The 24,993-nt window shown below is 57.4% G+C and carries 26 protein-coding genes; 11 read left to right on the top strand and 15 right to left on the bottom strand.

Annotated features, from left to right (window positions below; translation table 11 throughout):
• Positions 1–39: 39 nt before the first annotated feature.
• Complete coding sequence (locus AXW11_RS01790) at positions 40–684, bottom strand: DsbA family oxidoreductase (protein WP_041334176.1); 645 nt, start codon at positions 682–684, stop codon at positions 40–42.
• Positions 685–916: 232 nt separating this feature from the next.
• Here AXW11_RS01790 and AXW11_RS01795 point away from each other — a divergent pair, with 232 nt between their 5' ends.
• Entirely contained in the window at positions 917–2,659 is a 1,743-nt protein-coding gene (locus AXW11_RS01795; RefSeq protein ID WP_091640839.1) for an extracellular catalytic domain type 1 short-chain-length polyhydroxyalkanoate depolymerase, read from the top strand.
• A 55-nt stretch (positions 2,660–2,714) separates the two neighbouring features.
• Here the strand turns inward: AXW11_RS01795 and AXW11_RS01800 are convergent, their stop codons facing one another.
• Entirely contained in the window at positions 2,715–3,407 is a 693-nt protein-coding gene (locus AXW11_RS01800) for a pseudouridine synthase (RefSeq protein ID WP_091640842.1), read from the bottom strand.
• Positions 3,408–3,471: 64 nt separating this feature from the next.
• Here AXW11_RS01800 and mtgA point away from each other — a divergent pair, with 64 nt between their 5' ends.
• Together mtgA and AXW11_RS01810 are read left to right on the top strand one after the other, a co-directional pair.
• Complete coding sequence (gene mtgA / locus AXW11_RS01805) at positions 3,472–4,173, top strand: monofunctional biosynthetic peptidoglycan transglycosylase (RefSeq protein WP_036209384.1); 702 nt, start codon at positions 3,472–3,474, stop codon at positions 4,171–4,173.
• A gap of 36 nt (positions 4,174–4,209) precedes the next feature.
• Complete coding sequence (locus AXW11_RS01810) at positions 4,210–4,836, top strand: LysE family translocator (protein WP_036209386.1); 627 nt, start codon at positions 4,210–4,212, stop codon at positions 4,834–4,836.
• 5 nt (positions 4,837–4,841) lie between these two features.
• On the opposite strand, the gene AXW11_RS01815 is transcribed toward AXW11_RS01810, so the two are convergent.
• Complete coding sequence (locus AXW11_RS01815) at positions 4,842–5,543, bottom strand: lytic transglycosylase domain-containing protein (RefSeq protein WP_075197010.1); 702 nt, start codon at positions 5,541–5,543, stop codon at positions 4,842–4,844.
• 179 nt (positions 5,544–5,722) lie between these two features.
• On the opposite strand from AXW11_RS01815, the gene AXW11_RS01820 reads away from it, so the two are divergent.
• Positions 5,723–6,247, top strand: coding sequence for a shikimate kinase (locus tag AXW11_RS01820; protein WP_036210277.1), 525 nt, complete (start codon positions 5,723–5,725; stop codon positions 6,245–6,247).
• A 26-nt stretch (positions 6,248–6,273) separates the two neighbouring features.
• Here the strand turns inward: AXW11_RS01820 and AXW11_RS01825 are convergent, their stop codons facing one another.
• Positions 6,274–6,450 carry a DUF1328 domain-containing protein gene (locus AXW11_RS01825; RefSeq protein ID WP_007152648.1) on the bottom strand — a complete coding sequence of 59 codons (177 nt, stop codon included), beginning with the start codon at positions 6,448–6,450 and terminating at the stop codon, positions 6,274–6,276.
• 221 nt (positions 6,451–6,671) lie between these two features.
• Here AXW11_RS01825 and AXW11_RS01830 point away from each other — a divergent pair, with 221 nt between their 5' ends.
• Together AXW11_RS01830 and AXW11_RS01835 are read left to right on the top strand one after the other, a co-directional pair.
• The gene (locus AXW11_RS01830) at positions 6,672–7,151 is read left to right on the top strand and encodes a sll1863 family stress response protein (protein WP_052479482.1); all 480 of its coding nucleotides are present in this window, start codon (positions 6,672–6,674) and stop codon (positions 7,149–7,151) included.
• 144 nt (positions 7,152–7,295) lie between these two features.
• Positions 7,296–8,189 carry a DMT family transporter gene (locus tag AXW11_RS01835; RefSeq protein ID WP_091640845.1) on the top strand — a complete coding sequence of 298 codons (894 nt, stop codon included), beginning with the start codon at positions 7,296–7,298 and terminating at the stop codon, positions 8,187–8,189.
• On the opposite strand, the gene AXW11_RS01840 is transcribed toward AXW11_RS01835, so the two are convergent.
• From AXW11_RS01840 to AXW11_RS01870, 7 genes are all read right to left on the bottom strand, one after another.
• Positions 8,186–8,929, bottom strand: a complete 744-nt coding sequence (locus tag AXW11_RS01840; RefSeq protein ID WP_041334178.1) for a maleate cis-trans isomerase family protein — start codon at positions 8,927–8,929, stop codon at positions 8,186–8,188. The genes AXW11_RS01835 and AXW11_RS01840 overlap by 4 nt on opposite strands.
• Positions 8,930–8,980: 51 nt before the next feature.
• Complete coding sequence (locus AXW11_RS01845) at positions 8,981–10,864, bottom strand: N-acyl-D-amino-acid deacylase family protein (protein ID WP_091640847.1); 1,884 nt, start codon at positions 10,862–10,864, stop codon at positions 8,981–8,983.
• 51 nt (positions 10,865–10,915) lie between these two features.
• Positions 10,916–11,134, bottom strand: a complete 219-nt coding sequence (locus AXW11_RS01850) for a hypothetical protein (protein WP_126811866.1) — start codon at positions 11,132–11,134, stop codon at positions 10,916–10,918.
• Between the two features lie 99 nt (positions 11,135–11,233).
• Entirely contained in the window at positions 11,234–11,692 is a 459-nt protein-coding gene (locus AXW11_RS01855) for a DUF4112 domain-containing protein (protein WP_041334179.1), read from the bottom strand.
• A gap of 4 nt (positions 11,693–11,696) precedes the next feature.
• Positions 11,697–12,404: a DUF3581 family protein gene (locus tag AXW11_RS01860; RefSeq protein WP_036209399.1), complete on the bottom strand. Its 708-nt coding sequence runs from the start codon at positions 12,402–12,404 to the stop codon at positions 11,697–11,699.
• Between the two features lie 165 nt (positions 12,405–12,569).
• Entirely contained in the window at positions 12,570–12,854 is a 285-nt protein-coding gene (locus tag AXW11_RS01865) for an Rdx family protein (RefSeq protein WP_041334180.1), read from the bottom strand.
• Between the two features lie 35 nt (positions 12,855–12,889).
• A complete protein-coding gene (locus tag AXW11_RS01870; RefSeq protein WP_091640850.1) occupies positions 12,890–16,591 on the bottom strand; it encodes a DUF1631 family protein in 3,702 nt (1,233 codons plus the stop codon).
• 209 nt (positions 16,592–16,800) lie between these two features.
• Here AXW11_RS01870 and AXW11_RS01875 point away from each other — a divergent pair, with 209 nt between their 5' ends.
• The 3 genes from AXW11_RS01875 (at position 16,801) to AXW11_RS01885 (ending at position 19,493) form a co-directional block, all read left to right on the top strand.
• The gene (locus AXW11_RS01875) at positions 16,801–17,586 is read left to right on the top strand and encodes a substrate-binding periplasmic protein (protein WP_075197018.1); all 786 of its coding nucleotides are present in this window, start codon (positions 16,801–16,803) and stop codon (positions 17,584–17,586) included.
• A gap of 104 nt (positions 17,587–17,690) precedes the next feature.
• Entirely contained in the window at positions 17,691–18,413 is a 723-nt protein-coding gene (locus tag AXW11_RS01880; protein ID WP_036209409.1) for a hypothetical protein, read from the top strand.
• Between the two features lie 12 nt (positions 18,414–18,425).
• Positions 18,426–19,493 carry a peptidoglycan -binding protein gene (locus AXW11_RS01885; protein WP_041334182.1) on the top strand — a complete coding sequence of 356 codons (1,068 nt, stop codon included), beginning with the start codon at positions 18,426–18,428 and terminating at the stop codon, positions 19,491–19,493.
• A gap of 15 nt (positions 19,494–19,508) precedes the next feature.
• Here the strand turns inward: AXW11_RS01885 and AXW11_RS01890 are convergent, their stop codons facing one another.
• Positions 19,509–20,174: an AbiTii domain-containing protein gene (locus AXW11_RS01890; protein WP_041334183.1), complete on the bottom strand. Its 666-nt coding sequence runs from the start codon at positions 20,172–20,174 to the stop codon at positions 19,509–19,511.
• Between the two features lie 235 nt (positions 20,175–20,409).
• On the opposite strand from AXW11_RS01890, the gene AXW11_RS01895 reads away from it, so the two are divergent.
• A complete protein-coding gene (locus tag AXW11_RS01895) occupies positions 20,410–21,198 on the top strand; it encodes a TSUP family transporter (RefSeq protein ID WP_075197021.1) in 789 nt (262 codons plus the stop codon).
• Here AXW11_RS01895 and AXW11_RS01900 read toward each other — a convergent pair.
• Positions 21,195–21,980 (bottom strand): ZIP family metal transporter, encoded by a 786-nt coding sequence (locus AXW11_RS01900; RefSeq protein ID WP_036209419.1) that lies wholly within the window; start codon positions 21,978–21,980, stop codon positions 21,195–21,197. The genes AXW11_RS01895 and AXW11_RS01900 overlap by 4 nt on opposite strands.
• 134 nt (positions 21,981–22,114) lie before the next feature.
• On the opposite strand from AXW11_RS01900, the gene AXW11_RS01905 reads away from it, so the two are divergent.
• Positions 22,115–22,987, top strand: coding sequence for a diacylglycerol/lipid kinase family protein (locus tag AXW11_RS01905; RefSeq protein WP_041334184.1), 873 nt, complete (start codon positions 22,115–22,117; stop codon positions 22,985–22,987).
• Between the two features lie 12 nt (positions 22,988–22,999).
• Here the strand turns inward: AXW11_RS01905 and AXW11_RS01910 are convergent, their stop codons facing one another.
• Together AXW11_RS01910 and AXW11_RS01915 are read right to left on the bottom strand one after the other, a co-directional pair.
• Positions 23,000–23,806: a DUF1338 domain-containing protein gene (locus AXW11_RS01910; RefSeq protein WP_041334185.1), complete on the bottom strand. Its 807-nt coding sequence runs from the start codon at positions 23,804–23,806 to the stop codon at positions 23,000–23,002.
• Positions 23,793–24,923, bottom strand: coding sequence for an arginine N-succinyltransferase (locus AXW11_RS01915; protein ID WP_082040547.1), 1,131 nt, complete (start codon positions 24,921–24,923; stop codon positions 23,793–23,795). The genes AXW11_RS01910 and AXW11_RS01915 overlap by 14 nt, the downstream gene beginning before the upstream one ends.
• Positions 24,924–24,993 lie beyond the last annotated feature (70 nt).

Consider the following 24,993-nt stretch of genomic DNA (forward strand, 5'->3'; position numbering starts at 1 on the left):
CCTTGCAACGCCCAGGGAAGGGCGTTGCAAGGGTTTGGGTTACGCAGAGTCAGCGATCTCCCGGAATGCGTTGATCAGGGTGTCTGGCTCCTGCGCACCGGATATCAGGTACTTCTGGTTAATGATGTAAGCAGGAACTGCCGACACACCTGCCTGCTGATACTGTGCCTCTTCCTCCCGAACAGCCTCTGCATACTGGTCAGACGCCAGTACCTCGCGCGCTTGCGAGCCGTCCAGGCCAATCGTTTCCACACAGTGGATCAGCGTATCCGGATTGGAGATATTCTCGGCGCGTCCGAAATAGGCCTCGAAAAACGCCAGTTTCATATCGGTCTGCTTGCCCTGTTCACCGGCCCACTTCACCAGCCTGTGGGCGTCAAAGGTGTTGCGAGTGTGACGTTCCTGTAGCTTCTCGAAGTTCAGTCCCAGCCCCTTGGCAATATCCATCATCTGCGCCTGATTGGCTCTCATCTCGTCCTCGCTGCGGCCGTATTTGCGGCTCAGGGCGGGCAGGATGGGTTCGCCGTCACCGGATGGGTCCGGGTTCAGCTCAAAGGCATGCCATGCAACAGTGAAGTCCATGTCGTCTTTCAGGGCGTCCATCGCCTTTTCCAGGCGGGCATAACCAATGGCGCACCAGGGGCACGCAATATCGGAAACAATGTCGATGGCTATTGGGGTCATGGTGGCTCCTGTGTGTAAGGGCGAATAAGGGCAGGGTACCTGAAAGTTAAGCGGATGACTGCCCGTGCAGGCTTTTGGCCGTCCGGGCGCGCGGACACCTCTGTCCGGCGTTCCGGGCATATCGTTATTCGGAACAATCCCTGGGATGAGGGAAATCAGCAACCTGCAATCCTGGCACGTATCTTTCAGTTGCAACACTGCCGAACAATAAATCCAATAAAAGGAGCTCAAGATGTTCCAACTCATCGCACGTCAGGTGCGCGGTGGCACGCTATCGGCATTGCTGGCCTCCGCCGCCCTGATGATTCCTGCTCTTCCCGCGGTCGCGGGCCAGACAGATTCCTATACCCTGCCACAACAATCCTACAATCAGTCCAGGGCCCGTAACTACAAGGTGTACGTGCCCTCGAGCGTGCAATCGCCTGCACCCATGGTGATGGCATTGCATGGTTGCAAACAGACCAACAACGACGTGCTCAATGACTGGGGGCTGAAAGCCGCAGCCGATGAGTACGGATTCATTCTGGTTGCCCCCTTCATTACCAGCTACGACGGGCTGCGTAATGAAAACTGTTGGGGCTTCTGGTTTGATCACCATCGCCATGAAGGCGCTGGCGAAGTGGAGGACCTGCACCAGATTGCACAGGCTGTTGAATCCAATTACACCATTGACGCCAATCTCCGTTATATCACCGGCCTGTCTTCCGGCGGTGCCATGGCAACCGTAGCCTCGGTGGCCCATAACGAATACTGGGCGGCGGCCGCGCCTGCCTCGGGCCTGCCGTACGGTGAGGATTCTGCGTCTGTCTCATTGTCCGGACAGTGCCCCGGTAGTGCGACGTTTCACAGCGTATCGCGGGTATCCTCCGACATGCAGTCGGAGGTGGACGACCAGTATCCGATCCCGCTCATGGTGTTGCAGAACGAGAACGACTGTACCGTGCTGAAAGAGGCGGCTGATAACACCCGGGATGCGCACCTGCAGGTGTTTGGCGAGTCCGGGTTCCAGACCACGGGCCAGGCCTACGCCTCGTCAGTCGCCTGTTCACCCTATTATCAGAACAACCACAGCTGCGAGCACATCCGTTATACCCAGGATGGCACCAACGGAGCGCGTTCGGTGGTTGAAACCGTCTACCTGGACGGCCCCCTGTCGACCCCCAATACCCAGGATACCAATCATGGTCACTACTGGGTTGGCGGAGAGCATGGTAATAATGGCAAATGGTCCGTGAGGGTGGGGCCCAGCTATCCGGATATCATCTGGGATTTCTTTAACCGCCACAGCCGCGATGGAACCGAGCCCGAGGGTTTTCCGGTCATCACACTAATCGGCGATAACCCGATGACCGTGGCGATCAACACCACGTTTACCGATCCGGGTGCCACCGGGCAGGATGCCGAGGACGGTTCACTGACGGTAACGGCTGACTGCAGTGCGGTGGATACGTCAACGGTCGGAACCTACACCTGCGACTACAGTGCGACTGACAGCGACAGCAATACCACGACGAAAAGCCGTCAGGTCGAGGTGTATGACCCCAACGCACCTACCGAGACCTGCGAGCAGGCGACAGCGTCGCCCAATGCCCACATTTCGGCAAACCGGGCCTACGCTGGAGGTAACTCCAACCTGAGGGCCTATGCCAGTGGCGACGACATCGACATTGGGGGCTCCTTCGACACCTGGAGCAATGTCACCCTCTATGAGGGCGATCCGGGGCTCTGGTATACGTCCGAACCCAGCGCTTGCAGCGGAACCGGCGGAGGCGGTGATGGTGGTGGCTCCGGCGGCGATGTCACCTGCCAGGACTGGAACGATACCCATCTCAACCATGATACCGCTGGCCGGGCGTACTATTCAGGGGGGTACTACACCACCGGTGGTAACGATTACCTGGGCGCGGTATCCGGCACCTACAGCTGGGTGAAGGAGACCGACAGCGGCGTGTTCGAAGCCGGCCAATGTAACTGATCGCCATCGAAGACAGGCGATCACAGGGGGCGGGAAACCGCCCCCTGTTTCGTTGTTATTCCAGAATAATTTCGCGGGTGGTGAGTGATCGGAATTCCCCGGGCTTCAGCGTTGGGTCCAGTGTTATCGCACCCATTTGTTCCCGGTGCAGGCTACTCACACGGTTGCCCGTTGCGTGGAACATACGCTTGATCTGATGATAGCGGCCTTCGTAGATCGTTACCCTGGATTCGTTGGCAGACAGTGGTTCCAGGCGCGCAGGAGAGGTGGTCAGTTGTTCGTATTCGAACCAGATTCCCTGTGCGAAGCGCTCTATGGCATCGGTTGAAACCGGTTCGACCGTGGTGACCCGATAGACTTTGGGGAGCTTTACCCTGGGCTCCGTAAGCCTTCGTGACCAGGTTCCGTCATTGGTCAGTATCAACAAACCGGTGCTGGCACGGTCAAGCCTGCCGGCAATGTGAAGGTCTTTTCGCAGTTCCGGGTCGATCAGCTCCATTACGGTTTTGTGAATCTTGTCCGCCGTGGCACTGAGGTATCCGGCCGGTTTGTTCAGCATCAGGTAGTGGGCCCGGTCCCCGTGCTGGATAACCCTGCCGTTGCAGGCTACAGTGCTGAAACGGTCGACTTCCCAGGCTGTCTCCCTGCAGATACAACCGTCCACTGTAACCGTTCCGGCCGCGACCAGGGCGTTGGCCTGCTTGCGGCTGACACCGTTTTGATTACTGAGAATTCGGGAAAGCTTCATAGTGGCAATGTTATAGTCTTTCCGACTTTCTCCGTGATTCCCAAACCTGGGTGATGATAACACCGTGGCTCAACGATCCGTGATCCAAAAATCCCTGCGCGCGCTTGCCTGGTTACTGGTGGGCTTTTTGCTGCTGATAATCGCATTGATTGTCCTGCTACGGTTCGTGAATCCGCCGACGTCCACCTTCATGCTGGGGCATCTGTTTTCCGGTTCCAGCCACGAGCTCAGACAGGAGTGGGTTAGCCTGGACGAGATATCACCCTGGGTACCGTTGGCAGTGGTGGCCAGTGAGGATCAACGCTTTCCGTACCATCAGGGGGTGGATTTCAGCGCCATTCGCAAGGCACTTGCGGAATACCGTGCGGGCCAGGGTTTGCGGGGCGCCAGCACCATCACCCAGCAGACGGCAAAAAACCTGTTCCTGTGGAACGGACGCAGTTTCGTGCGCAAGTCGTTGGAGGCCGGACTGGCGCTCGGTATCGACGCTATCTGGCCGAAGCGTCGGATCATGGAGGTGTACCTGAATATCGCCGAATTCGGCCATGGGATCTACGGTGTTGAGGCTGCCAGTTGGGCCTTTTTCGGCATTCCCGCGAGCCGGCTGTCGCAAACCCAGGCAGCACGGCTTGCTGCGGTTCTTCCCAATCCGAAAGTGCTCAGTGCCGCCAGCCCCTCGTCCTATGTATGGGAGAGGGTGGCCTGGATTCGTGGGCAGATGGCTCAGCTGTCCGGGTTGCATTATCTGCGTGGACTGTATAATTAAGAGTTCGGTTTCTCTCAACGTAAGAGTCTGTCTGTGATGTCACTGAACCTGGCCCTGCTGTCCGCGTTTATCCCGACGTTTTTTGTGGTGTCCATTACGCCGGGCATGTGTATGACCCTGGCGCTGTCCCTTGGTATTACCATTGGCGTGAAACGGGCGCTGTGGATGATGGCCGGGGAGCTGGTTGGCGTGGCGGTAGTGGCGACTGCGGCGGCAGTAGGTGTGGCAACCTTCATGTTGAAGTACCCGACGGCCTTCGACGTATTCAAGGTTGTAGGCGGCGCCTACCTTGCCTGGCTGGGCATCCAGATGTGGCAGTCCCGGGGCAAAATGGCCATGCCGGAGGAGGATTCGCAACCGGTGGAGAGTTCAAGGGTGCAATTGGCGCTCCAGGGGTTTGTGACCGCTATTGCCAACCCGAAGGGCTGGGCGTTTTTCATTGCGCTATTGCCGCCGTTTATCGACAGTAAACTGCCAATGGCGCCACAACTCACGGTTCTCATCCTGATCATACTGGCCCTGGAGTTCCTCTGCCTACAGCTCTACGCCCACGGTGGAAAGACTCTGCGCAAGGCTCTAAAGCAAGGCGGTGGTGTTCGCACGGTTAACCGTGTGGCGGGCAGTCTGATGATGCTGGTGGGCGCCTGGCTGGCGTTCGGTTAGGCCGGTCAGTTACTGGCGTAGCGCTGATGAAGGATTCCAACCCGTTCCACATAGGCGCGGGTTTCCGCGTAGGGTGGTATGCCGCCATGGCGCCCGACGGCCCCCGGGCCGGCATTGTAGGCGGCCGTTGCCAGCTTGATGTCACCGTCGAAGCGCTTGAGCATACGGGCCAGGTAATTGACTCCACCGCGAATATTCTCCGGGGCCACCATGGCATTGCGAACACCCAGCTCCTCTGCGGTGGCAGGCATTAACTGCATCAGCCCCTGGGCTCCCTTGGGCGACAGGGCTTTGTCATTAAACGCCGATTCCGCATGGATGACAGCCCGAACCAGAGCGGGGTCAACGTTGAACTCCCTGGCGGCCGTCTTGATTTCATCCCGGTAGGGCGACAGGAACAGCGGTGTGGTGCGCCAATTAACGTTGGAATCCGGATCGCAGGCGTAGCAGTGGAACCGGATGACACTGAAATTCGAGCTGGCGGGCTGGATACCACTGTAGGCAACTACGCCATTGTCGTCAGTGTAGCGGTAAACCACTTCATCCTTTGTTGACGCACGCTTGTCGCCACTGCCCTTGACGTTGGTGTACTCCACGGTACCGTCGGGGTGCACAATACGCTTGATACTGTCCGCCGATACGGGCGCAACGAAAGCCAGTAGCAGAAATGCCAGCGAGGAAGTGAGAAGGGTTTTGCCGCTTATCATCGTTGACTCTTGGAGTGCATGATCAAGAACACCGCCTGCATTCGTAAATAACAACCGTAAGGCGGATTATACGGCGTTAATTGCCTGAAGAAACCGCAATGTTTGTCGGAAAAGTGTTACTTTTCTCAATATAGCCGGTCAATTCTCATTGTTGGCGACATCCTGGAGATTCTGTGCCTTTGAATACGTCCCGCAGCAACCTTGTACTCATCGGAATGCCCGGCAGCGGCAAAAGTACGGTTGGGGTGCTGTTGGCAAAACAGCTTGGCCTGGGGTTTATCGATACGGACCTGCTGATTCAGGAGGAAGCAGGTCGCACCTTGCAGGACATTGTCGACGGTGATGGCTATCAGGCACTAAGGCGAATTGAGGAGCAGGTATTGCTGAGGCTGGATGTGCGGCGTCAGGTGATATCCACGGGCGGCAGCGCCGTCTACAGCGAACCTGCGATGAGCCACCTGAAAGCTGATGGTCTCGTGGTGTTTCTTGATATTCCGCTGGAGGTGGTCATTGCGAGGATAGGGGATTACAGCGCCCGTGGCATCTCCCGACGACCGGATCAGTCGCTGGAACAGCTGTTTTGGGAACGTTTTGAGCTTTACTCGCGGGCTGCGGACGTGGCAGTCAATTGTGTTGGTAAGAGTCAGGAAGACGTTTGCGACGACATATCGGCGGTGATGTTGCAGATGCCGGCGACACGTTAAAAACATGCCGCCGGACGCGAAGACTTCTAGGGCTTCGGTCCTTTGCCCCGAAGCGCGTTGGCCACCAGTGAAATAACCAGCAGAACCAGAAAGATAAAGAACAGAATTTTCGCAAACCCTGCGGCTGTCCCCGCGATACCACCAAAACCAAGTACGCCGGCGATTACCGCGACGATCAGGCATACAATAGCCCAATAGAGCATAGTATTTCTCCTGTTGTGTAACGTCACCTTCAAAGTGGCACATGGGCCTGAAAGCCACAAATAGTGGAAGTCCGAAAACGCTTCGCAAGAGAATGATTTGTGCTGCAAACGATTGTTTTGTTGGTCTAATTACCTTTATTGTCGGTTGATTAAGCTTTGCTAAGGTGCGGTTTTACGACAAAAGTTGTTACTGTCTACCAAATAATATCGGGAGAATTTCAATGCTCTTCAAACAACTCGGTTATTCTCTGGCTTTCGTTCTTGCACTTGGCATGTCCGGTTCCCTGCAGGCGGAATCGTCCGGGGATTCTTCGGTTGAGTCGCTGAAAAAAGAAACCCGCGAGCTTGGCCAGGCGTTGCAGGAGTTCGGTGCGGACCAGAAAGCAGAGGCGGAAACAGCCATTGAAAATACGCTCTCAGCTCTCGACAAGCGCATAGACACGCTACAGCAGGAACTGGATCAGAATTGGGACGACATGAGTGACACGGCCCGGGAACGGTCAAGGAAAAGCCTTGAGTCACTGCAGGAGCAGCGGCAACGCGTCCAGCAATGGTATGACGAGCTGCAGGCCAGTTCATCCTCCGCCTGGGAACGTGCCAAGCAGGGCTTCTCCAACGCCTACGACGCTTTATCAGAACAGTGGAATGAAACCGAGCGCAAACTGATGGACGACTCGGACAAGAAGAACGGCAGCATTTAGATGGCGTTTCGGAATTGCACCGGCCATACAGACCCGCCCTGAACATCTGTACTGGTTGTTAATTCCGTTTACTGTATCTGTTTTGTTTGTCAGTCACAGGTTACAGTGGGCAGACTCACATTCGTCTGCCTCTCGGTTAACCGTATGCCCCCGATTTTCTATTCGTTTTTTGTGCCGGCGCTCTTTGTTTGGCTGTGGAGCACGGGCTTCATTGGCGCCAAGTATGGTTTACCCTTCGCTGAGCCGTTTACGCTCCTGCTGATACGCATGCTGTTTACGCTGGTACTGCTCAGCGTACTCGCCTGGATAATGAAAACCCGCTGGCCTGGTTGGCGTGGTGCCGGTCACCTGGCGGTCACAGGCCTGCTGGTGCATGGCTGTTATCTGGGCGGGGTTTACTACGCGATTCAGGGGGGCATGCCGTCGGGAATCGTGTCGCTAATTGTCGGCCTGCAGCCGCTGGTAACCTCGGCTGTAGCGATTCTGGTACTGAAGGAAAGTGTGTCTGGCCGGCAATGGCTGGGGCTGACACTGGGCCTGGTCGGTGTAACACTGGTGTTGCTGGAAAAGTTCGGCGGTGGTGCTTCCGCCTCCGATTTCCCGATTTGGACTCTGCTTTGGGCTGCGCTGTCCCTGGGCGGCATATCCTTGGGCACGGTGTACCAGAAACGTAACGGCACCCAGTCGGATCTCGTCGCAGGTACGTTCATTCAGTACAGTGCTGCGGCAACGTTTTTCGCCGTTGGTGCCTTTGCGTTTGAAACCCGTGAGGTGGTGTGGGCTCAGCCGTTGATCTGGTCGATGGTCTGGCTGGTGTTCGGTGTTTCCATCGGGGCGATTCTGCTGTTGATGTGGCTTATCAGGCGCGGTGCTGCCTCACAGGTGGCCAGTCTTTTCTATCTGGTGCCACCTGTCACAGCGCTGGAAGCATACTGGCTGTTTGATGAAAGGCTGGGCGTGCTTGCGATGATTGGGGGTGTTATCTCCATCACCGGGGTTGCCCTGGTGGTAACGCAGCAGCGAAAACAGGCGGCCTAGTTCCAGGGGTCTACCCGGAACAGGGTACCCAGGCCGGATTGCGGGGTCAGTTTGCCGCACAGCCTCAGCCCCTCCCAGAAGCTGACCTGATTAGCGGTCAGTACCGGCTTGCCCGCCGCTGCCTCCAGGTCTTCCAGCCAGGCGGCGGAATGCAATGCGGTATCGGGAATCAATAGCGCATCTGCGTCCGGGTGGTCATTGTCCGTCACGAACCTCAATACGGCCTCTTTCTCCAGCGTGCCCACCTCCGCTGCGGTAATAATGCCGCGGCAGTTTATGTGCACCACCTCGATATCGAAGTGCTCCAGAAACGTTTTGAACAGCAGGGCTATGTCCCGCGGGTAGGTAGCCGCGATGGCGACCCGCCTGGCGTTGATGGCGGTAACCGCCCTGGCGAATGCCATGGCCGTGGTAGAGGCCGGGATATGAAGCAGGTTTTCGAGCGTCTCGATCTGTTCCCCTATACCGTCGATGCCACGAACGAAACTGGCACTGGTGGAGGTCCATAAAACGGCTTCCATATCCGCATTTTCAAGGTGTCCGGCTCCTTCCGTAAGGCGCGCCGGGCTTCCCATTTCGGTGAGTGCGTCAACGGTATGTGCATCTTCATCGAACGCCGTATGTATGACTCTCACCTCAGCTGGTGGTGAGATCATTCCGGCCAGACGTGGGTAGTCATCCTCGGCAGCGTGTCCAGGATAAAGAAAGGCGAGGCGGGGAACCGGTGTGTTCTTGTCCATGCCTGAACAATATTAGAGTTCAGGCAGTGTTGGCAACAGGATTGCGGGATGTCAGAAGGTGGTGTCCAGTACGGTGCCCATTTTTTTCTGACCCAGTGCATTGTCGAACGACGTTCCGTGCCACGCTGGATGACCGGCAATCATCACCAGGGGCACCACACCGTCGGTGCGGTTAACCAGTTGCTCGTGCTGAAATGCCTCACGGTACTGACGTTGCACCGTATTGTTGTGGTTCATGCGGCGCAGGGCTGACGGGTCTACCAGGATAAGGTCGGCCTGATCGCCCACTTCGATGCCACCCCCTTTGACGCCAAATACACGCGCAGGGTCTCGGGTGAGACGGCGTACCATATACGCTACATCCATGTCGCCGCCGTCAGAGGCCAGTTTCAGGGCTCTGAGGTTGCCGTCGTAAAAGGCCATGTTGGTGAGATGGGCACCACTGTCATTGAAACCAGGCAGAAGTTGCCGATCCATCAGCAGGTTGCGGACAACGCGTTCGTTACGATTCGCGGACACGGTATACCAGCTCAGGTCACGGTCGAACGCCCGCAGCATCGCCAGCACGAAATCGCCTTCGTCTTTCACCCCAGAGAAGTGTTCTTCCAGCAGGGCCCGTTCCGCATCGCTGCCTTCGAGTGGTTTTTCTGCGTTGGCGGCTTTCACCCGCGCGAAGACATCGGCAAAGGTAAGTCCTTGCCATTCTCTCAGGGGGCATACGTCGATGGTCATGTCCGCCAGGGTACGATTGAAGGCGTAGTCCTCCAGGCGTACCAGTCGTTTGAGGCGCTTGAGACCAAAACCGGTTTTGCCGCTCATCCACATGGCTTTGAACGACTCGATGTAGGCTGGATCGTTGAGGATTTTCAGCCGGCCTTCACGGTCCTCCAGTTCGGTCTCATTGAGAATACGCAGTTCCTCAATCTCCTCGGAGAGCGGCGTTACGGCGCCGTCGGACCATACCTTGAAGGGGGCGGCCAGGGCCTGCAGGTGGAAGTCACCCCGCAAAAGGCGGGAATTGAGAACCCGGGCCAGCAATCTCGCCAGCCGCACGATCTTGCGGTTGCTTTGCACATCCAGGGCAGCCACCACCGTTGTTCTGAGTGGTTTGCCGTGGAGTAGGCCACAACTGAGCAGAAAAGTCTTGATGGTGCCCATGGTGCTGTCTTTCGGTGGCGTGGCCTGCCAGACACCGCCCTTGCGCCGTACCACGTCCGTCAGCCGTTTGATTTCCGGGTACTTGGCGAACTGCGTGGGTATGGTCTTGCGGGTATTGGGCTGGTTGGCCAGGTAATGGAACGGCAGGGCATCGGTGGAGAATCCGGCATAGCCGTCATCCATGGCCTGCTCCAGCAAGGCCTCCATGGCATTGAGTTCGTCTTCCGTGGGGTCACGGGAAATGCTGGCGTCAAACCCCATGACCTCAATCCGCAACATTGAGTGCGGCACCATGGTGACCAGATTCGGGCCCAGGCTAAGTCTGTTCAGATGCTGGATGTATTCCTTCGGGTTCTTCCAGTCCACTCGATCGGCGGTCGCCCGCAGGACGTCCTTGGGAATGTTCTCCACTCGGGCGTAACAGTCCACAATCGGGTCTGCACCGTCCTTGCGCTGTGCGCCAAACGCCAGCCCCAGGCTACAGTTGGCAATGACAACCGTGGTGGTGCCATGGCGCACGGATTCGGGCAGGCCAGGGGCAACCTCCAGCTCCAGGTCGTAGTGGGTATGAATGTCAAACAACCCTGGCATGGCCCAGCGTTCAGTGGCATCGATGACCTTGTGCGCTTTTTGCGGATCAAGGTCCGGCCCTCGTGCTGCGACCCTGCCATCTGCGATGGCGATGTCTTCGCGGACCGGTAATTCGCCAATACCGTCGAAGACCTTGGCACCCTGGATCAGATAGTCCCAGACTGTATCGGGTGTGGTATCGCTCATGCGTGCCTCATGGTTTGTTGTTATGGTTCTCCCTAGAAGCCAGACGGGGTGCTAGGGCCTGATCTCGGTGGTGCTACCGGCCGGATTGGCGGGCTCATCCTTGGCTATAACATAGATGGCGCCGAGCACGATGGCCAGGGCTGCGATCAGAACGCCGGCGGCGCCGATAATCATTTTGGGCCTGGAGCTCTGAAGGCTCCCGCATTCCGGGCATTTAGGCGTTTCGGTGGGAAGGCTGGCTCCGCAGTTGGAGCATTGGGTCTTTGCCATGTTGTCTGTCCTCTTGGTGATGACGGGTCACAGGCATAGGGTGACATGTACCGAGTTAAGGCCAGAAAGCATTGGGGATAAATCCGTAGTGACCCTGAGTCAGAGCGCAAACACCGCCACAAGGGCGGTGAATACTGCCAGGGTGCCCACGATCACCAGGAATTGCATCCAGGGGAACCGCGGCTTTTGCTGAACGTTCAGTTCGGATTCCAGGTGCTCCCTGAGCAGTTGGGTATTCCGGACATTGGCCTTCCAGGCGAAGTCGAAGACGTCGCCAATGACCGGAACAAGGCCGCCGAAAAAGTCGATCAGCATGTTCCTGACCATTTGCTGTTTGACCCGGGGGCTGGCTCCGGCACGGTGCGCTTCCAGGAGTACGTAGCAGGACATGAGCAGCCCGGCCAGGTCGCCGAGTACCGGAACAAGGCCGATGATGGGTTCCAGCCCGATCCGAAAGCGCGTGAAGGGTATGCCAATAGCGTTATCGGCCATCTGACTGAATCGGTTCAGGCGGGCCAGAGCTGCCTGTTTCTCTTCCTGGCTTACGGGCGTTGACATCCCATCAATCCCAGGATTTTTCCTTGAGCCGATAGAACTCCTCGACCACGGCATCCATGGCACCGGCGTCATAGTCACGAAGGCCACTGACCACAAGCTTTTTGGAAACCTCGCCGGCAACGTTGCCGTCTGAGATCAGCCGGTAGTCCAGTGAGACATTGCCACGCTTTCCGTCCGGCTTCAGCTCCGCGTTATGGAGTTCAAGGTCGGGGCTTGGCGCATCAAGCGTATCCAGGGCCAGGCTCATGCTTTGATACATGATCATTGGCCGGTCCGGATTGAACATCACGCCAGCATTTTCCATCAGCGGTTTGAGCGTATGGGGGAAGTTCTTGCCGGACGCGGCCACGTAGCAGCGAGTGAAGTTCTCAATCACGGTGTCATCGTGAGTCCGCTCACCACTGCGTTCCACCTCGATGTAGACCTTGTCATTCTGATCGTAGACGCGAATCAGGCCGTCGTCGTCCTCGCGGAAGTCCAGTGGAACATTTTCGCCGAGCAGGCTGCGAAAATGGAAGGTCATCTGTCGGGACAGGCCGAAGTGTGACAATAGCAGGGCAAACAACAGGTCTCCGGGAACACAGAAACGCCGGGCATCCGGATTGTGGATCGGATTAAAATCACCGGCCACTTCCTTGGCAAATCGACTGGCCTGGGTCGCGCTGATCAGTACGAGTCCGTTCTGGGTGGCGTGGTAGCGTTCAAGAAACATGCGTTGCCTTTTCGTTTTCGCAAATAGAGATGCCATGATAGTGGCCTGAAACGTCCTTTGCAGCAAGACACTACGAAACCAATGTCTAAGGCCTGGACGTAAATAAATGGTTTCGCTATGTCGCCCGGCGATGATGGCGGCCGGTTTGCATGTACACCAGAGTGCTCAGGCTGTGGGTACCCCGTCGGTATGGCCGAGTGATCGATCGGGCGAGACTTCATTTCGAACCAGTTGCTTCAGTTCCCGGATGTCGGGGAAGCCTTGCTGTTCCTTACGTGACCAGATGCGTTTGCCATTGACATGAATTTCAAAAATTCCGCCTGTGCCCGGTATCAGGGTCAGTTCGTTCAGCTCCTCTTCAAAGGTGCTCAACAGTTCCTGGGCCATCCAGGCGGATCGAAGCATCCACTTGCAGCCCGCACAGTACGTGATTCTTACGCTGTTTGGCATGGGTGGTCTCCCGTTGATTCGGTGATTGTGGTGTTTCAGGCTTTTGCGGTGGCCCCCAGACTATCCATCCGCCGGGGTTTTGCAATACAGAATCCCTGCCCGAAATCTACCTGGATCTCTTTAAGCAGCTCTAATGTCTCCATATCTTCCACATATTCGGCGATGGTTTTCATGTCGAGGAAATGACACAACTCGGTGATGGATCGAACCAATGCGTAGTTGGTCAGGTTACTGGCCATGTCACGGACGAATATGCCGTCCACCTTGACGTAGTCCACCGGTAGTTTTTGCAGGTAGGCGTAGGAGGACAGGCCGGTTCCGAAGTCGTCCAGTGCAAACCGGCACCCAAGCCGCTTCATCTCGGTCATGAAATCGGCGGCGTAATGCAGGTTGGCAACGGCGGACGTCTCGGTGACTTCGAAACAGATCTGATGGGTGAGGGCGTTGTGCTGCTTCATCCTCGTTTCCAGGGCGAACAGAAAGGCGTCGTCACTCAATGATGCGCCGGAGAGGTTGATGTTGAACGTATGGATGCTCTCCATGGCGCCTGGGTGTCCTTCCATCCAGTCTATTGCTTCGTCAATCACCCAAAGGTCAACACGGGAACTCCGGCGGAACTGTTCCGCGGCCTCAATGTAACTTTGTGGGGAAATTTCCTGGCCGGAGGAGTTCTGAAGGCCTAGCAGCAGTTCGTACATGTCACCGTTGCTGCCATCAGTCAGGGGAAGGATCCGCTGTGCTCTCAGGTACAGGCTGCCATCGCGTATGCTGCGGTCAATTTCGGGTACCCACTGGGGGCCCGAGGTGGGCACTTGCTGGGATTGGTCCCGAACCAGTTCAACGCTATTTCCGCCTTTCTTCTTGGCGGATTTGAGCGCCAGGTTGGCCTGGTTCATCAGTTCGCCGGCAGAGCGTAGGGTGTCTTCGAAAGGGCACACGCTCGCACTCAGGGTGGCGGAGAATTCGGTGTCGTCAACGGTATGTGACTCGGTTCGAAAGGCGTCACGCAGCCGTTCGGAGAAATCCAGTCCTTCCTCCACCGGCATCTTTTGGGCCAGCAGTGCGAATTCGTTACCTCCCAGTCGACCGATGCAGTGATCGCCGGAGTGTCCCGAAGCCTGATCCTGAAGCAGGGAGGCAAACCGTTTCAGGAGCTCGTCGCCGACGCCGGTGCCATAGGTGGCATTGATCACACTGAATTCGTCGATGTCGAACACCATCAGGGTATGACTACCGGGTTTGCCGTCCATTACGGACAGGGCCTGGGCCAACTGCTTCTCGAAATCATGCCGGTGAAGACATCCCGTGAGGGCGTCGTGAGTGGCTTCGAAGTTGAGCTTGCTGTAGACCCCCTGAACGATGTCGAACAGGCTCTGGTCGACAAAGGGAATGTCTCCCTGCTTGACGAGCCACGCGTCACCGCGGGCCAGTCTCGACACGAATTCGGAATATTGATAACTCACCTCACCCAGTCCCTGGGGCGAAAGGAACACAAAGCGAAAGACATCCTTGCCGCCCCAGACCAGTCGCATGCGACGTTTTTCACCATTGTCGAGGACAATCTCAACCCAATCGCCCACGCCAATTTCCTGGGCACGCCGGGCCCAGCGGGTGTCAACTGACTCTGTAGAGGCCTCCGCTTCCTCCAGCTGGCAGGAACCCGGGGGATAGGCGTCGAGGGTTACTGTTTCGGTCGATACCTGCTGATGCAATTCCCGGGTCAGCCTCGCCACCACATCGCGAACTGGAGACACTTCGCCAACCGTACGTAGTTCCCTGTCGATAAGCTGGATCAACGCGTCGCTTTCCAGTTCCCGCTCAAATGCGAGATCCTTGCTGGTTTCTCCGCCCGATAGCCAGAGGCGGATCTGCTCAACGATGTTAATGAAACTTGTGGCGGTTTGGCTCTCAGCGCCTTCCCGCAATACCGCCAGTACGATCAACTGCTCCCAGCCTGCGTTCAAAAGATCAAGCAGTACTGTTGGCACGGCTTTATCCGCCAGGATCATGTTCAGGCGTCGCTGCACGCCGAGCCGCGTCTGCCGCAGGCGCTCCTTGCCTTCCAGGGTCTTGGCGATACGCTCAGAGTTCCTCTGGAACGACTGTTCCTGGCGCTTTACCAGGCCCCTCAGCCGGGTGCCGATGGATCGGTAAAATGCTTCATCGCGTTCTTCCGTCTGGATGAGTTCGTCGATAATGCCCGTCACCGTCTGTTCCAGGTTGCGGCTTGAACTCCGCTCGGCGAGGCAGAGGCGCATAAGATCGTTGACGATGGTTCTCGCCGGGTGGTTGTCACGGTCAAGGAATTCAGAGGTATCGAGCAGGACCTCCAGAACCGGAAGTCTCAACTGTTCAAGCTGTTCCCTCAGCGTTCTGTTCAGCCCCTGTTCATGCTCCAGCGGCGCAAACAGACGATCCACGAGGGTGACTTTGTCCCACGTACCGTCATCAAGTGCCTGTTCCAGATCCGGATTGGAGGATGCCAGGTTTCGAATGGCCTCCTCCATGCTGGGGCCCGGCTCGCCCAGCACCTTGCGCAGATCGTCTCTGTGCGGTCGCAGTTCGGCGGTAAACTGTGGGTTGGTGCGTGGCCAGGTATCCCGCAGGTTACCCGGATCCTGTTGCAGGCTCATCAGTCGCAGTAACGAACGCCCAGGGGCAGAGGCGGGTGCCGCGGGGGGCGTGGAATCAACCACCGATGCTTCAGGATGGGGCGTCTCCGTTGGTGCTTCCCGGGCCTTATTGGATTCCCTCAGTGACCAGTTGGAAGGCAAGCTGGTCAGATCGAGCGCCAGCAGGCCCGCTGCACGAAGGTCGCGGTTCAGCGACTCTGCGGCTCGGGGCCAGAGGTCATCCAGCACGGTCTCGAAAGCAAGGTAGAGCGTGCCGCGATGCTGTCGGGCAATACCGAGTCGATCAATGGCGAATTGCAGACAGGTGCACAGTGACAGTGGTGAAAGAGGGTTGCTGCGGTCGCTGATATCGCAGGAAAAAAGCTGGTTGAGCAACTGGCTGAGCACGAACAGCGTATTGGTGTGTTTGCTGGCGAGCTCGGATGCCACCATCTGGAGTTCCAGCCAGTCCTCAAAAACATGCTGCTCCACGACCCTGAGTTCGCCGTTTTGGCTGTCGTTGTCCTTACTCGGGTTGAGCTGGTGGTCGAACGCTTGGAACTGCAGCGTAAAATCCCGGTATATCTGCTCCCCCCGACTGTTGAAGATAAAGCGCATGTCCTTCAGACGGGTGATCTCACGTACTTCCGCCGCTTGTTCAAGGTCGTTCCCGATACCCTCGCAGGCGTGGTCGATGAAGTCGGCTACCAGGGTGCCCAGCAGGCGCCGGGTGTGTTTTTGGTAGGTATCTCGCAACGACGGCAAGCTGGCGGAGGGTGGGGTGAGCTGATCAGGAATCCTTTGTGGCAAGCGTCGCAGATACTCAATGGTTTCCGCGTCGTGGGGATCACTGGTCATCCGCACACTGTCCCCAGCGGCAGCTTGTAGACCACCACTCACACGCGTGGGGTGATTACCGTCAAACAGAAATAGTTCGGCGGGAGTGTGGTCCGACCCATTCAGGTGTTGTATCAGACCAGGCGAAGTGAGGTTCGCCAGTGTCAGTTGGGCGCCGTCGTCGCCGGACGAGGCCGCGACCAGTTCACATCCACAAGGAATAAAACCGCGAACAACGATGAGAGCGTTTTGACGGAGGCCGGTGATACGGGTCTGGCTTTCTGTCATAAACGGGGTCCCTGGGCAGGCCGGCTGCCAACAATTCCATAAACATGCATTCAGATTTTACACTTCTTCACACCTCACGGTAGACCAGTTTCAGCGGAAAATCTGTTTATTCCGATGGATAAAGGTATTGACGGGTGTATTGGCATTATTGCTCAAAGTGACTAGCCTAAACTACCAATACCCCTACCCATTGCGACGAGGACAAAAGCATGCCAGCCAAACCAGGCCCAGAAATGACCGGCCCGTTGAAGTTCATTAGACCGGTCTTGCAAGGCCTCCTTATGCTGGCGGTGGTGTCGTCGGCCGTTGCTGACGAGAAGCTGTATATCTTCACCGAGAACTACCCACCCTATAACGCGTCAACCACGGGGCAGGGCTTCGCCCATAATGAAGACGATATCACCGGTATCTGTACCGATATGGTTAAAACCATGATGGAGCGGGTGGACTACGAATACGTCATGAAGATGCGGGACTGGAGCCGTGCCTACGAATGGGTCCAGGGGCGGGAGAACCATGCTCTGTTCTGCACTGCCAGAACCGAGGAGCGGGAAGACGAGTTTCAGTGGGTCGGCCCGCTGGCGTCGATCAAGTGGACCCTGTTTGCCGCGCCCGATTCCAACATCCAGTTGGAGTCCCTCGAAGGTGCCCGGCAGTACAAGATTGCCGGGTACAAGGGCGACGTCATGTCGGACTATCTGGTGAGTGAGGGGTTTGATCTGGTCATGAATGTATCCGGTGAGCAGAATCCTCGACGTTTGGTGCTGGGCCAGGCCGACCTTTGGGTGACAGATGGTCTCGTGGGGCCTCTGGTGGCGGAGGAAGAGCACGACATCACTGGCCTGAAACCGGTTCTCGTTTTCCGTGAGACGCCGATGTACCTGGCGGTCAGCAACGAAACGGCCCCGGCCATTGTGGAGGACCTTCAGGCAGCGCTTGATGAAGCGCGCGACAGCGGCGCCCTGGACAGTATCGCTCAACGCTACGAGCCTTGAGCGGTGGTAACAAATCCTTAACGCAACCAGTGGGGTTGTGGACAGCAGTAATGGCAAGCTTGTGCTAGCTTTTAACGTGTTTCCCGACGAATGCGGTGGCGTTAATGAGCAATCCCAAGCATACCCTTTTCTGGATGACGCTCTTCCTGGTGGTCGTTGTGGTGGTTTGTGCATTGATCCACAAACCATTGCAGGCCGCGTTTATGGCGAACTGGGTGTTCAACCTGTTAATTGTTTGTGTGCTGCTGGTTGGCATTGCCATCACCTATCGCCAGGTGTTTGTGCTGTTTCCGGAATTGCGCTGGATTGCGCAGTTCCGCACCGGCAACGCCGGGCTCTCCGTATTGCAGGAACCCCGTCTTCTGAAGCCGCTGGCGCGACAGTTGGATGACGACTCCAAGCGTGACCGCTTCTCGTTGTCCACCATGTCGTTGCGTACGGTGCTGGATGGCATCCACAGCCGCATGGACGAACAGCGCGAAATCACCCGCTATTTCATCAGTCTTCTCATCTTCCTGGGATTGCTGGGCACCTTCTGGGGCCTGCTTGGAACCATCAATTCCGTAGGCGCCGTCATTGTAAACCTGGATATGAGTCAGGAAGACTTCGGCAAGGTGTTTGCGGGCCTGCAGTCTGGGCTGCTGGAACCCCTGGAAGGCATGGGAACGGCGTTCAGCTCGTCGCTGCTGGGGCTTGGCGGCTCCTTGGTCCTGGGTTTTCTAGATATCCAGGCGGGCCACGCCCAGAACCGGTTTTACGACGGCCTGGAGGAATGGCTGACTGGTGTAACCAACCTCGTGGACCGGGTTGACGATGATCCGCGATAGCAGGCCAGTCCCATGATCGGTTCCCGGCGTCGAACCCGCAGCAGCATCAACGTATGGCCCGGATACGTCGATGCGTTGTCGGCACTGCTGATGTTGATCATCTTCATGCTGCTGATTTACGTGGTCAGCCAGCTGTACCTGTCGCAAACCCTCTCGGATCGGGATTCGGAACTGGCCAGGCTCAATAGCCGCTTGCAGGAAATTTCCCGGTTGCTTGGTCTTGAGCAGGAAGAGACCGCCGCCCTGGAAAACGAGATGGCGGCGGTCCAGAACCGCTTCAGCGAAAGCCTCGCGCTGAACGATACACTTCGTGAGGAGCTGGAGGAGGAGAAGGCCCGGCGGTTGGAGCAACAATACAATGCCGAGGCCCAGGCCCTGCGGGTTGAAGATCTTGGCAAGGCCGTCGCCAGGGCGGAGTCGGAGTTGGAGGATGAAGAGCAACTGACGGCTTCCCAGCGCGCAATCATCCAGCAGCTTTCGAACCAGATTGCGGCGCTGCAGGATCAGCTCGGCCGCATCACCGCTGCGTTGCGTTTACAGGAGGACCTCACCGCCGAGAAGGAAGCCGAACTTGAAGAGGTGGGAAAGCGCCTGAATACATTGCTTGCCGAACGAGTCAATGAACTGGAACGCTATCAGTCGGAGTTCTTCGCCAGGCTGCGGGATATTCTGCAGGATAACGAGAACATCCGCATTGTCGGCGATCGCTTCCTGTTACCTTCGGAATTGCTGTTTGCCTCCGGCTCCGCCAGCCTTGGGCAGGAGGGTCAACAGGAGCTGGACAAACTGGCAGAAGTGCTGCTGGACGTGGTGGACGCCATTCCCGAGGATATCGACTGGATTCTGCGCATCGACGGTCACACCGACCGGATTCCCATCAATACCGAAGCGTTTCCCTCGAACTGGGAACTCTCCACGGCCAGGGCAGTCGCCGTCGTGCGCTACCTCGCCTCTGCAGGCGTTCCCCAGAACCGCATGGTAGCTGCCGGTTTCGGGGAGTTTTTCCCGGTTGCTTCGGGCGGTTCTGCCGAGGCGCTGCGACAGAACCGACGTATCGAGATCAAGCTGACAGACCGTTAAACGCTAGAGGCTGTGTCAGCCTGTCCGCCCGAAGAAACGTTCGAAGAACCCGGTTTCCCGCACGTCGGGAATGGGCAGGTCGGCGTTATCCTCAAGCGCCTTGCGCCAGAACTTCTCGGGGTCATCGAGGTGGGCAACTTTTTCCCGTTCCTGTGTGCTGTAGGAATTGTGGTCTCCACTGAGCCCGTGTTCCATGAGTTCCTGTTCCCAGAGATACAGGGCGCAGCGAACAACGCGAAGCAGCTTGTTATAGCTGTCCCTGCTGATGGTAATGGCCAGTTCGGCGGTCAGGTTGATATGCGCCTGAAGCGTGGCCATTTCCTCTTTGTCGAAAACAATACGGTGGCCCGTGCCTTTCTTGCAGGCCATACAGGTTTTTTCCAGGGATTTGATGCCTTCTGGCATGTCCCGATGGCCGAAGTCCTGCTTCTGCTTGTCGTCGACCGGGGCGGGGATCCAGCCATACTGGGGTGAGCGGGCCACGATATGGCCGGGAACATCGCGCCGGTAGGGCGGGAGTTCCGAAGTATCACTGTAGCCGTCAAACTCGATTCGCATCCACGACGCCATCGTCCGGTGGCGCAACATCATGGCCAGGGTGATGGCTGAGGGCATGATCTCCTCAAGTGATTCTCCGTCGTCCCGGAGCCGTTCGTCCAGATGATCAACTGCTGCTGACATGGCTGTTCTCCATTTACCACGGGCAGAAGGGCCCACCTCCTGCCTGGCTGTTGTTCTTGTCGGAAATTCTGTCCGGCGGCTTTACCGGAGGCATTGATTAAAAACTAGGCGCTTTCTGTCATTTCTTCCGTTGTAGAAAAGTAGCCAGTTTGTTACTGGAAGTAAGGGCTTCCCGGCAGGTATGCTCATACACCTTTGTATTCGCGAACCTGGCTCCCGGAACCTCGATACCTCTATGTCTGACTTGGCGTTGTACCAGTATGTCCTGATTGGCCTGATTTTTATCTGGAGCGGGTTTGTCCGTTCCGGGCTGGGATTCGGCGGGGCGGTGCTTTCACTGCCTTTCCTGCTGCTGGTGCTGGACGACCCGCTGGTGTTCCTGCCCATCATTGCAGTGCACCTGTTGGTGTTTTCCTCCCTGACCATCTGGATGAATAATCGCAAGTCGTCGGGTACGGGTGATGATGGCGCGGCGGTCGTGGGTACGGTCGATTGGCATTATCTCTGGCGGATTCTGGCGATCATGATCGTGCCCAAGCTGATCGGGGTGTTCGGACTGATCACACTGCCGTCAGAGATCATGAGCACGATTATCTTTGTGATTGTGTCCCTGTACTCCATCTCCTACATCCTTGACCGGCCTTTTCGCAGCGGCAGCCGGACTGTGGACGCGGTGTTTCTGATGGTGGGCGGCTACATCAGTGGTACGTCCCTGATTGGTGCCCCGCTGATTATTGCCGTTGTGGCGCAGCATCTGCCGAAAGAGCGCCTGCGGGACACCCTGTTCGCACTCTGGTTCATCCTGGTGGTGATCAAAATGGCGGCGTTTATCTGGGTGGGCGTCGACCTGCAGCTGATCCACCACCTGTGGCTGTTACCCTGCGCTGCCATTGGTCATGTCATCGGGCTTTACGTTCACGACCGCATGCTGAAGGCGGAAACACCGATCTTCTTCCGGGTGCTGGGCGTTGTGCTGTTGATCGTCAGCAGCATCGGTATGGCGAGGGTGTTGTTTCCCGGCTAACCCAGCGTGGCGTCAAGGAACATCATGATGACGAAGCCGCCCAGAAGCGAGAAGGTGGCCAGGGTCTTGAAGCGGCCACGATGGGTCTCGGGGATGATCTCATCACTGATAATGAACAGCATGGCACCGGCCGCGAAGCCGAGGGTCCACGGCATGATGGGTTCTGCCAGCCATACCATGGTGCTGCCGAAAAGCCCGCCAACGGGCTCGAGCAGCCCGGTCAGCACCGCGATCCCGAAGGATTTCAGGCGTGAGTGCTCGATGGCCAGCAGGGAGACGGCCACGGCCAGGCCTTCGGGGATGTTCTGAAGCCCAATGCCCACCGCCAGGGCCACCCCATTACCGATGTCACCACCGGCAAACCCGACGCCAACGGCCATGCCTTCAGGGAAGTTGTGCAGGGCAATGGCGATGATGAACAGCCATATCCGGCGTATACGTGCGCTGTCAGGGCCTTCCCGGCCCAGGGTGAAGTGTTCGTGGGGTAGCCGCTGATGAATGCTGAAGAGCAGGCCTGCGCCCATGAGAAGGCCGGCGATAACCATCAACGCGGCGCTCCAGGTAGCGCCGGTGAGCTCCTCGCCGTATTCGATGCCCGGGAGTAGTAGCGAGAAGAACGACGCCGCCAGCATGACCCCCGCAGCTGCGCTGAGCATGCCGTCCTGCAGCTGTGGCGTGAGCTTTCTGACCAGGAATACACCCAGGGCGCCGACACCTGTCCCAAGGCCTGCCAGCAGGCTGGCAATCGACCCCAGCCAGACAACATTGACATCTTCCAGCATCGGTCTCCCTTAGTTCGTCGGTGGCGGCGTTACAGCGCCGTTAAACCTTGACCATGTTGATGGCAAGTTCCGCTACCATGGCTTATACCTTAGTACGTCAAAAATCCAAAACAGACCCAGGAAGACGGTATGCAATGGTTTACTGGTTGATGGCCAACCCCAACGCCGGGGAAAAGGACAATCGTGGCGCTGAGTTCTGGCGAAATTACCTGGAAAGTGCGGGCATTGTCGATATCCGGGATTGCAGTCTTGACGATAAGAGCTGGACCGAAGAGGTGGGCCCCAGGGACTTCATCCTCGCGGCTGGAGGCGATGGCTCAGTAAATGCGGCGGCCGGTTTTTGTCTCGATACCGGCGCTACCCTCGCGGTTCTGCCTTCCGGGACCGCCAATGATTTTGCCCGCAACCTGGGGCTGCCTGACGATCCCCAGCATGTTTGCAATCTGGTCTCGGCAGGACGGACCCGTATGCTGGACGTAGCCACCACCGATAACGGTCTGTTTCTGAACGTGGCTCATATCGGACTCGGCACATTGCCGGTTCGAGAGTCGTCGGCGGACGCCAAACGACTTCTCGGTCGCTTCAGCTATGGCGTAGCGTTGCTGCAGAAACTGCGGGTGTATCGGGGTTTCCATGGCCTCATCGAAACCGAGAAGGGAACCGTGGCCGGGCGGTGGCTGACCATTGCGGTGTCCTCCGGTGCTTTTTTCGGCGGTGGCAACGAGATTCCCCAAGCGTCGGCAGGGGATGGTCAATTGGATGTCGTGGCCGTGAGGCCGCGTTCGCTGTTCCAGCTTTTCATGACTTTTCTGACGGTGCGGTTGAGCCGTAACTCTCCGAAACGAACCAGCACAGTGGTTCACCTCAAAAGCCCGACCGTGTCGATCACCACCCGTTCGCGCCGAACGGTCACCATGGATGGGGACATCGCCGGCGATACACCACTTCGTGCTCAATGCAGGCCAGCCTGCCTGAAGGTCATCTGTGAGGAACTGGTAACGACCTGAAGGCTTTGTCCTTCAGGTTCGGCTGTCCGTGCTCTCGAAAATCTTGTCCGCCGAGGCGGCAACAAAGCCACTGTAGAGCTCTCCGTCAGGCTTGGCATAGCGACGTGCGAACTCGTAGAAGCAGCTTGGTATGGCCGCCGTCTGATCTGTAAACCGGACGTCGGCGCGGTCCGCCATGGTGGAAGATTGTTCCAGCAGCTCTTCCGGAGAGCCTTTGATCTCACCTCCGGAACTGTTCACACGGTAACCGTTGTCTTTGAGGGTCTGATTGATTTCAGCCACGGTTTTGAATCGGCTGAGATGATTGATGCTCACCGTAAAGTGGTTGGCCCGATAACCCCAAGCCGCTACCCAGGCCGCGTATTCACTTTCCTCCAGCAGGGTCTGGTAGGTGGCGTGGTCGACATCCCAGTGACGACCGGAATAGAGAAAGTCGTCCCGGGTGACGGCGGTAGGGTCCATCTGGCTCACCAGGCCTTCCACAATGGATTGCAGCGACCCGGAACACTGATCAACCAGCAATTCGGAAATGAACACCTTGGGGGCAGTCGGATCCGGATGCTCGTAGTGTTTTGCGTACAGTTTCTTGGCGTCGAAGTGATAGTCGCCGCCTTCGTGATATCCCAGCGCCAGGAAGTGCGCGGCCAGTTTGTCCAGGTTTACCTTCTCGATGTTGAAGGTACGCAGGGCGATGTGGTCATTCACAATTTCGCCGCCCTGGGTGTCATCCAGCAACCGGTGGATATCCTGTGCCGAGGGTGTCACCTCGCAGTAATTGTCCCAAAGGTGGCGGAACAAAGTATCTCTATCGGTGTGCATGGATGGCCTCCTGTTGTTGGCGCAGTGGAATGGCTGTGGTCGCAGCTCCGCTCTGTGCGGCTGCAAGTTCCATGAAACGGACTTCTCCATCGTTGCGCAGATTAAGCGACTTTGCCAGTGCTGCCGGTACCTGCAGGAGATTGTGAGCAGGCAGGTATCGGGCAGCACTGGTGACGGTGGCGCGGAAATTCGCCGTTTCGGTATTGGTGATGGCCAACAGTCGGCCCTGGCCACCCCGGTTCCATTCCTCGAGCGTCGGTCGCACATCATCAACAATCTGGATACGGCAGCCGACGGACGTCGATACCGAGCGGATATCGGCCAGTCTCGCCTCAACGGTCGGGCCGGCATCAAACAGATCCACGTAACCATTATGGCGGAACCCTTCGGCTTCGAGCATGGCCAGCGCCGGACGGGTTTGCGGGTGTACCTGCCCGATAACAGCGCGGGCGTTTTCGTCCATCAAATGGGTGTAGAGCGGGTGTCGGGGCATCAGGTCGGCGATAAAGCCGTTGTCGCCCGTGCCCACCATGCGTGTCACCGTGCTGAAATCAAGATCCACGAAATGGGTCCGCAACCAATCCCAGAAGGGCGACTGCCCGCCTTCGTCCGAGATGCCCCGCATTTCAGCGATGACAGTCTCAGCAAAACGCTGCGGATGCTGGGCCATAAACAGAAAGCGAACCCGGGAGAGCAGCTTGCCCGCGTGCGCCCGCCGAAACCTGGGCCGCAAAAACAGTGTGCAGATCTCGCTGCAACCGGTGTAATGATTGCACATGTTGAGGACTTCCAGTCGGCGGAGCAGATTCAGTTCCGGCGAGTGGTGAACGACCTGGCTGCGATGATAATGATACAGAGGGCGTCGGATGCCTACAGAGGCTTCAATACCGGTGGTACCCATGATTTCGCCGGTTTCCGGGTCTTCCAACACGAACAGATAGCCTTCGTCGCCTGGGGTACCGGTATGGCGGTTAAAACTGTCCATGGAATGACGGATTTTCTGGGTCAGGAAATCACGGTCATCGACCAGTGAGGTGAAACCGGGGCCGGATTCCACGGCAATCTGCTGCAGAGCGGCGAGGTCTGAGAGGGCAACCGGGCGGATAATCATAGACATGTCCTCATCTGCTGACCGCTGGAAGCGGAGAGTGGCAGGGCCAGTATGATGGGGTGTAGTGCCATTTTGT

The organism is Marinobacter sp. Hex_13 (assembly GCF_001566815.1).
Taxonomy (GTDB): domain Bacteria; phylum Pseudomonadota; class Gammaproteobacteria; order Pseudomonadales; family Oleiphilaceae; genus Marinobacter; species Marinobacter salarius.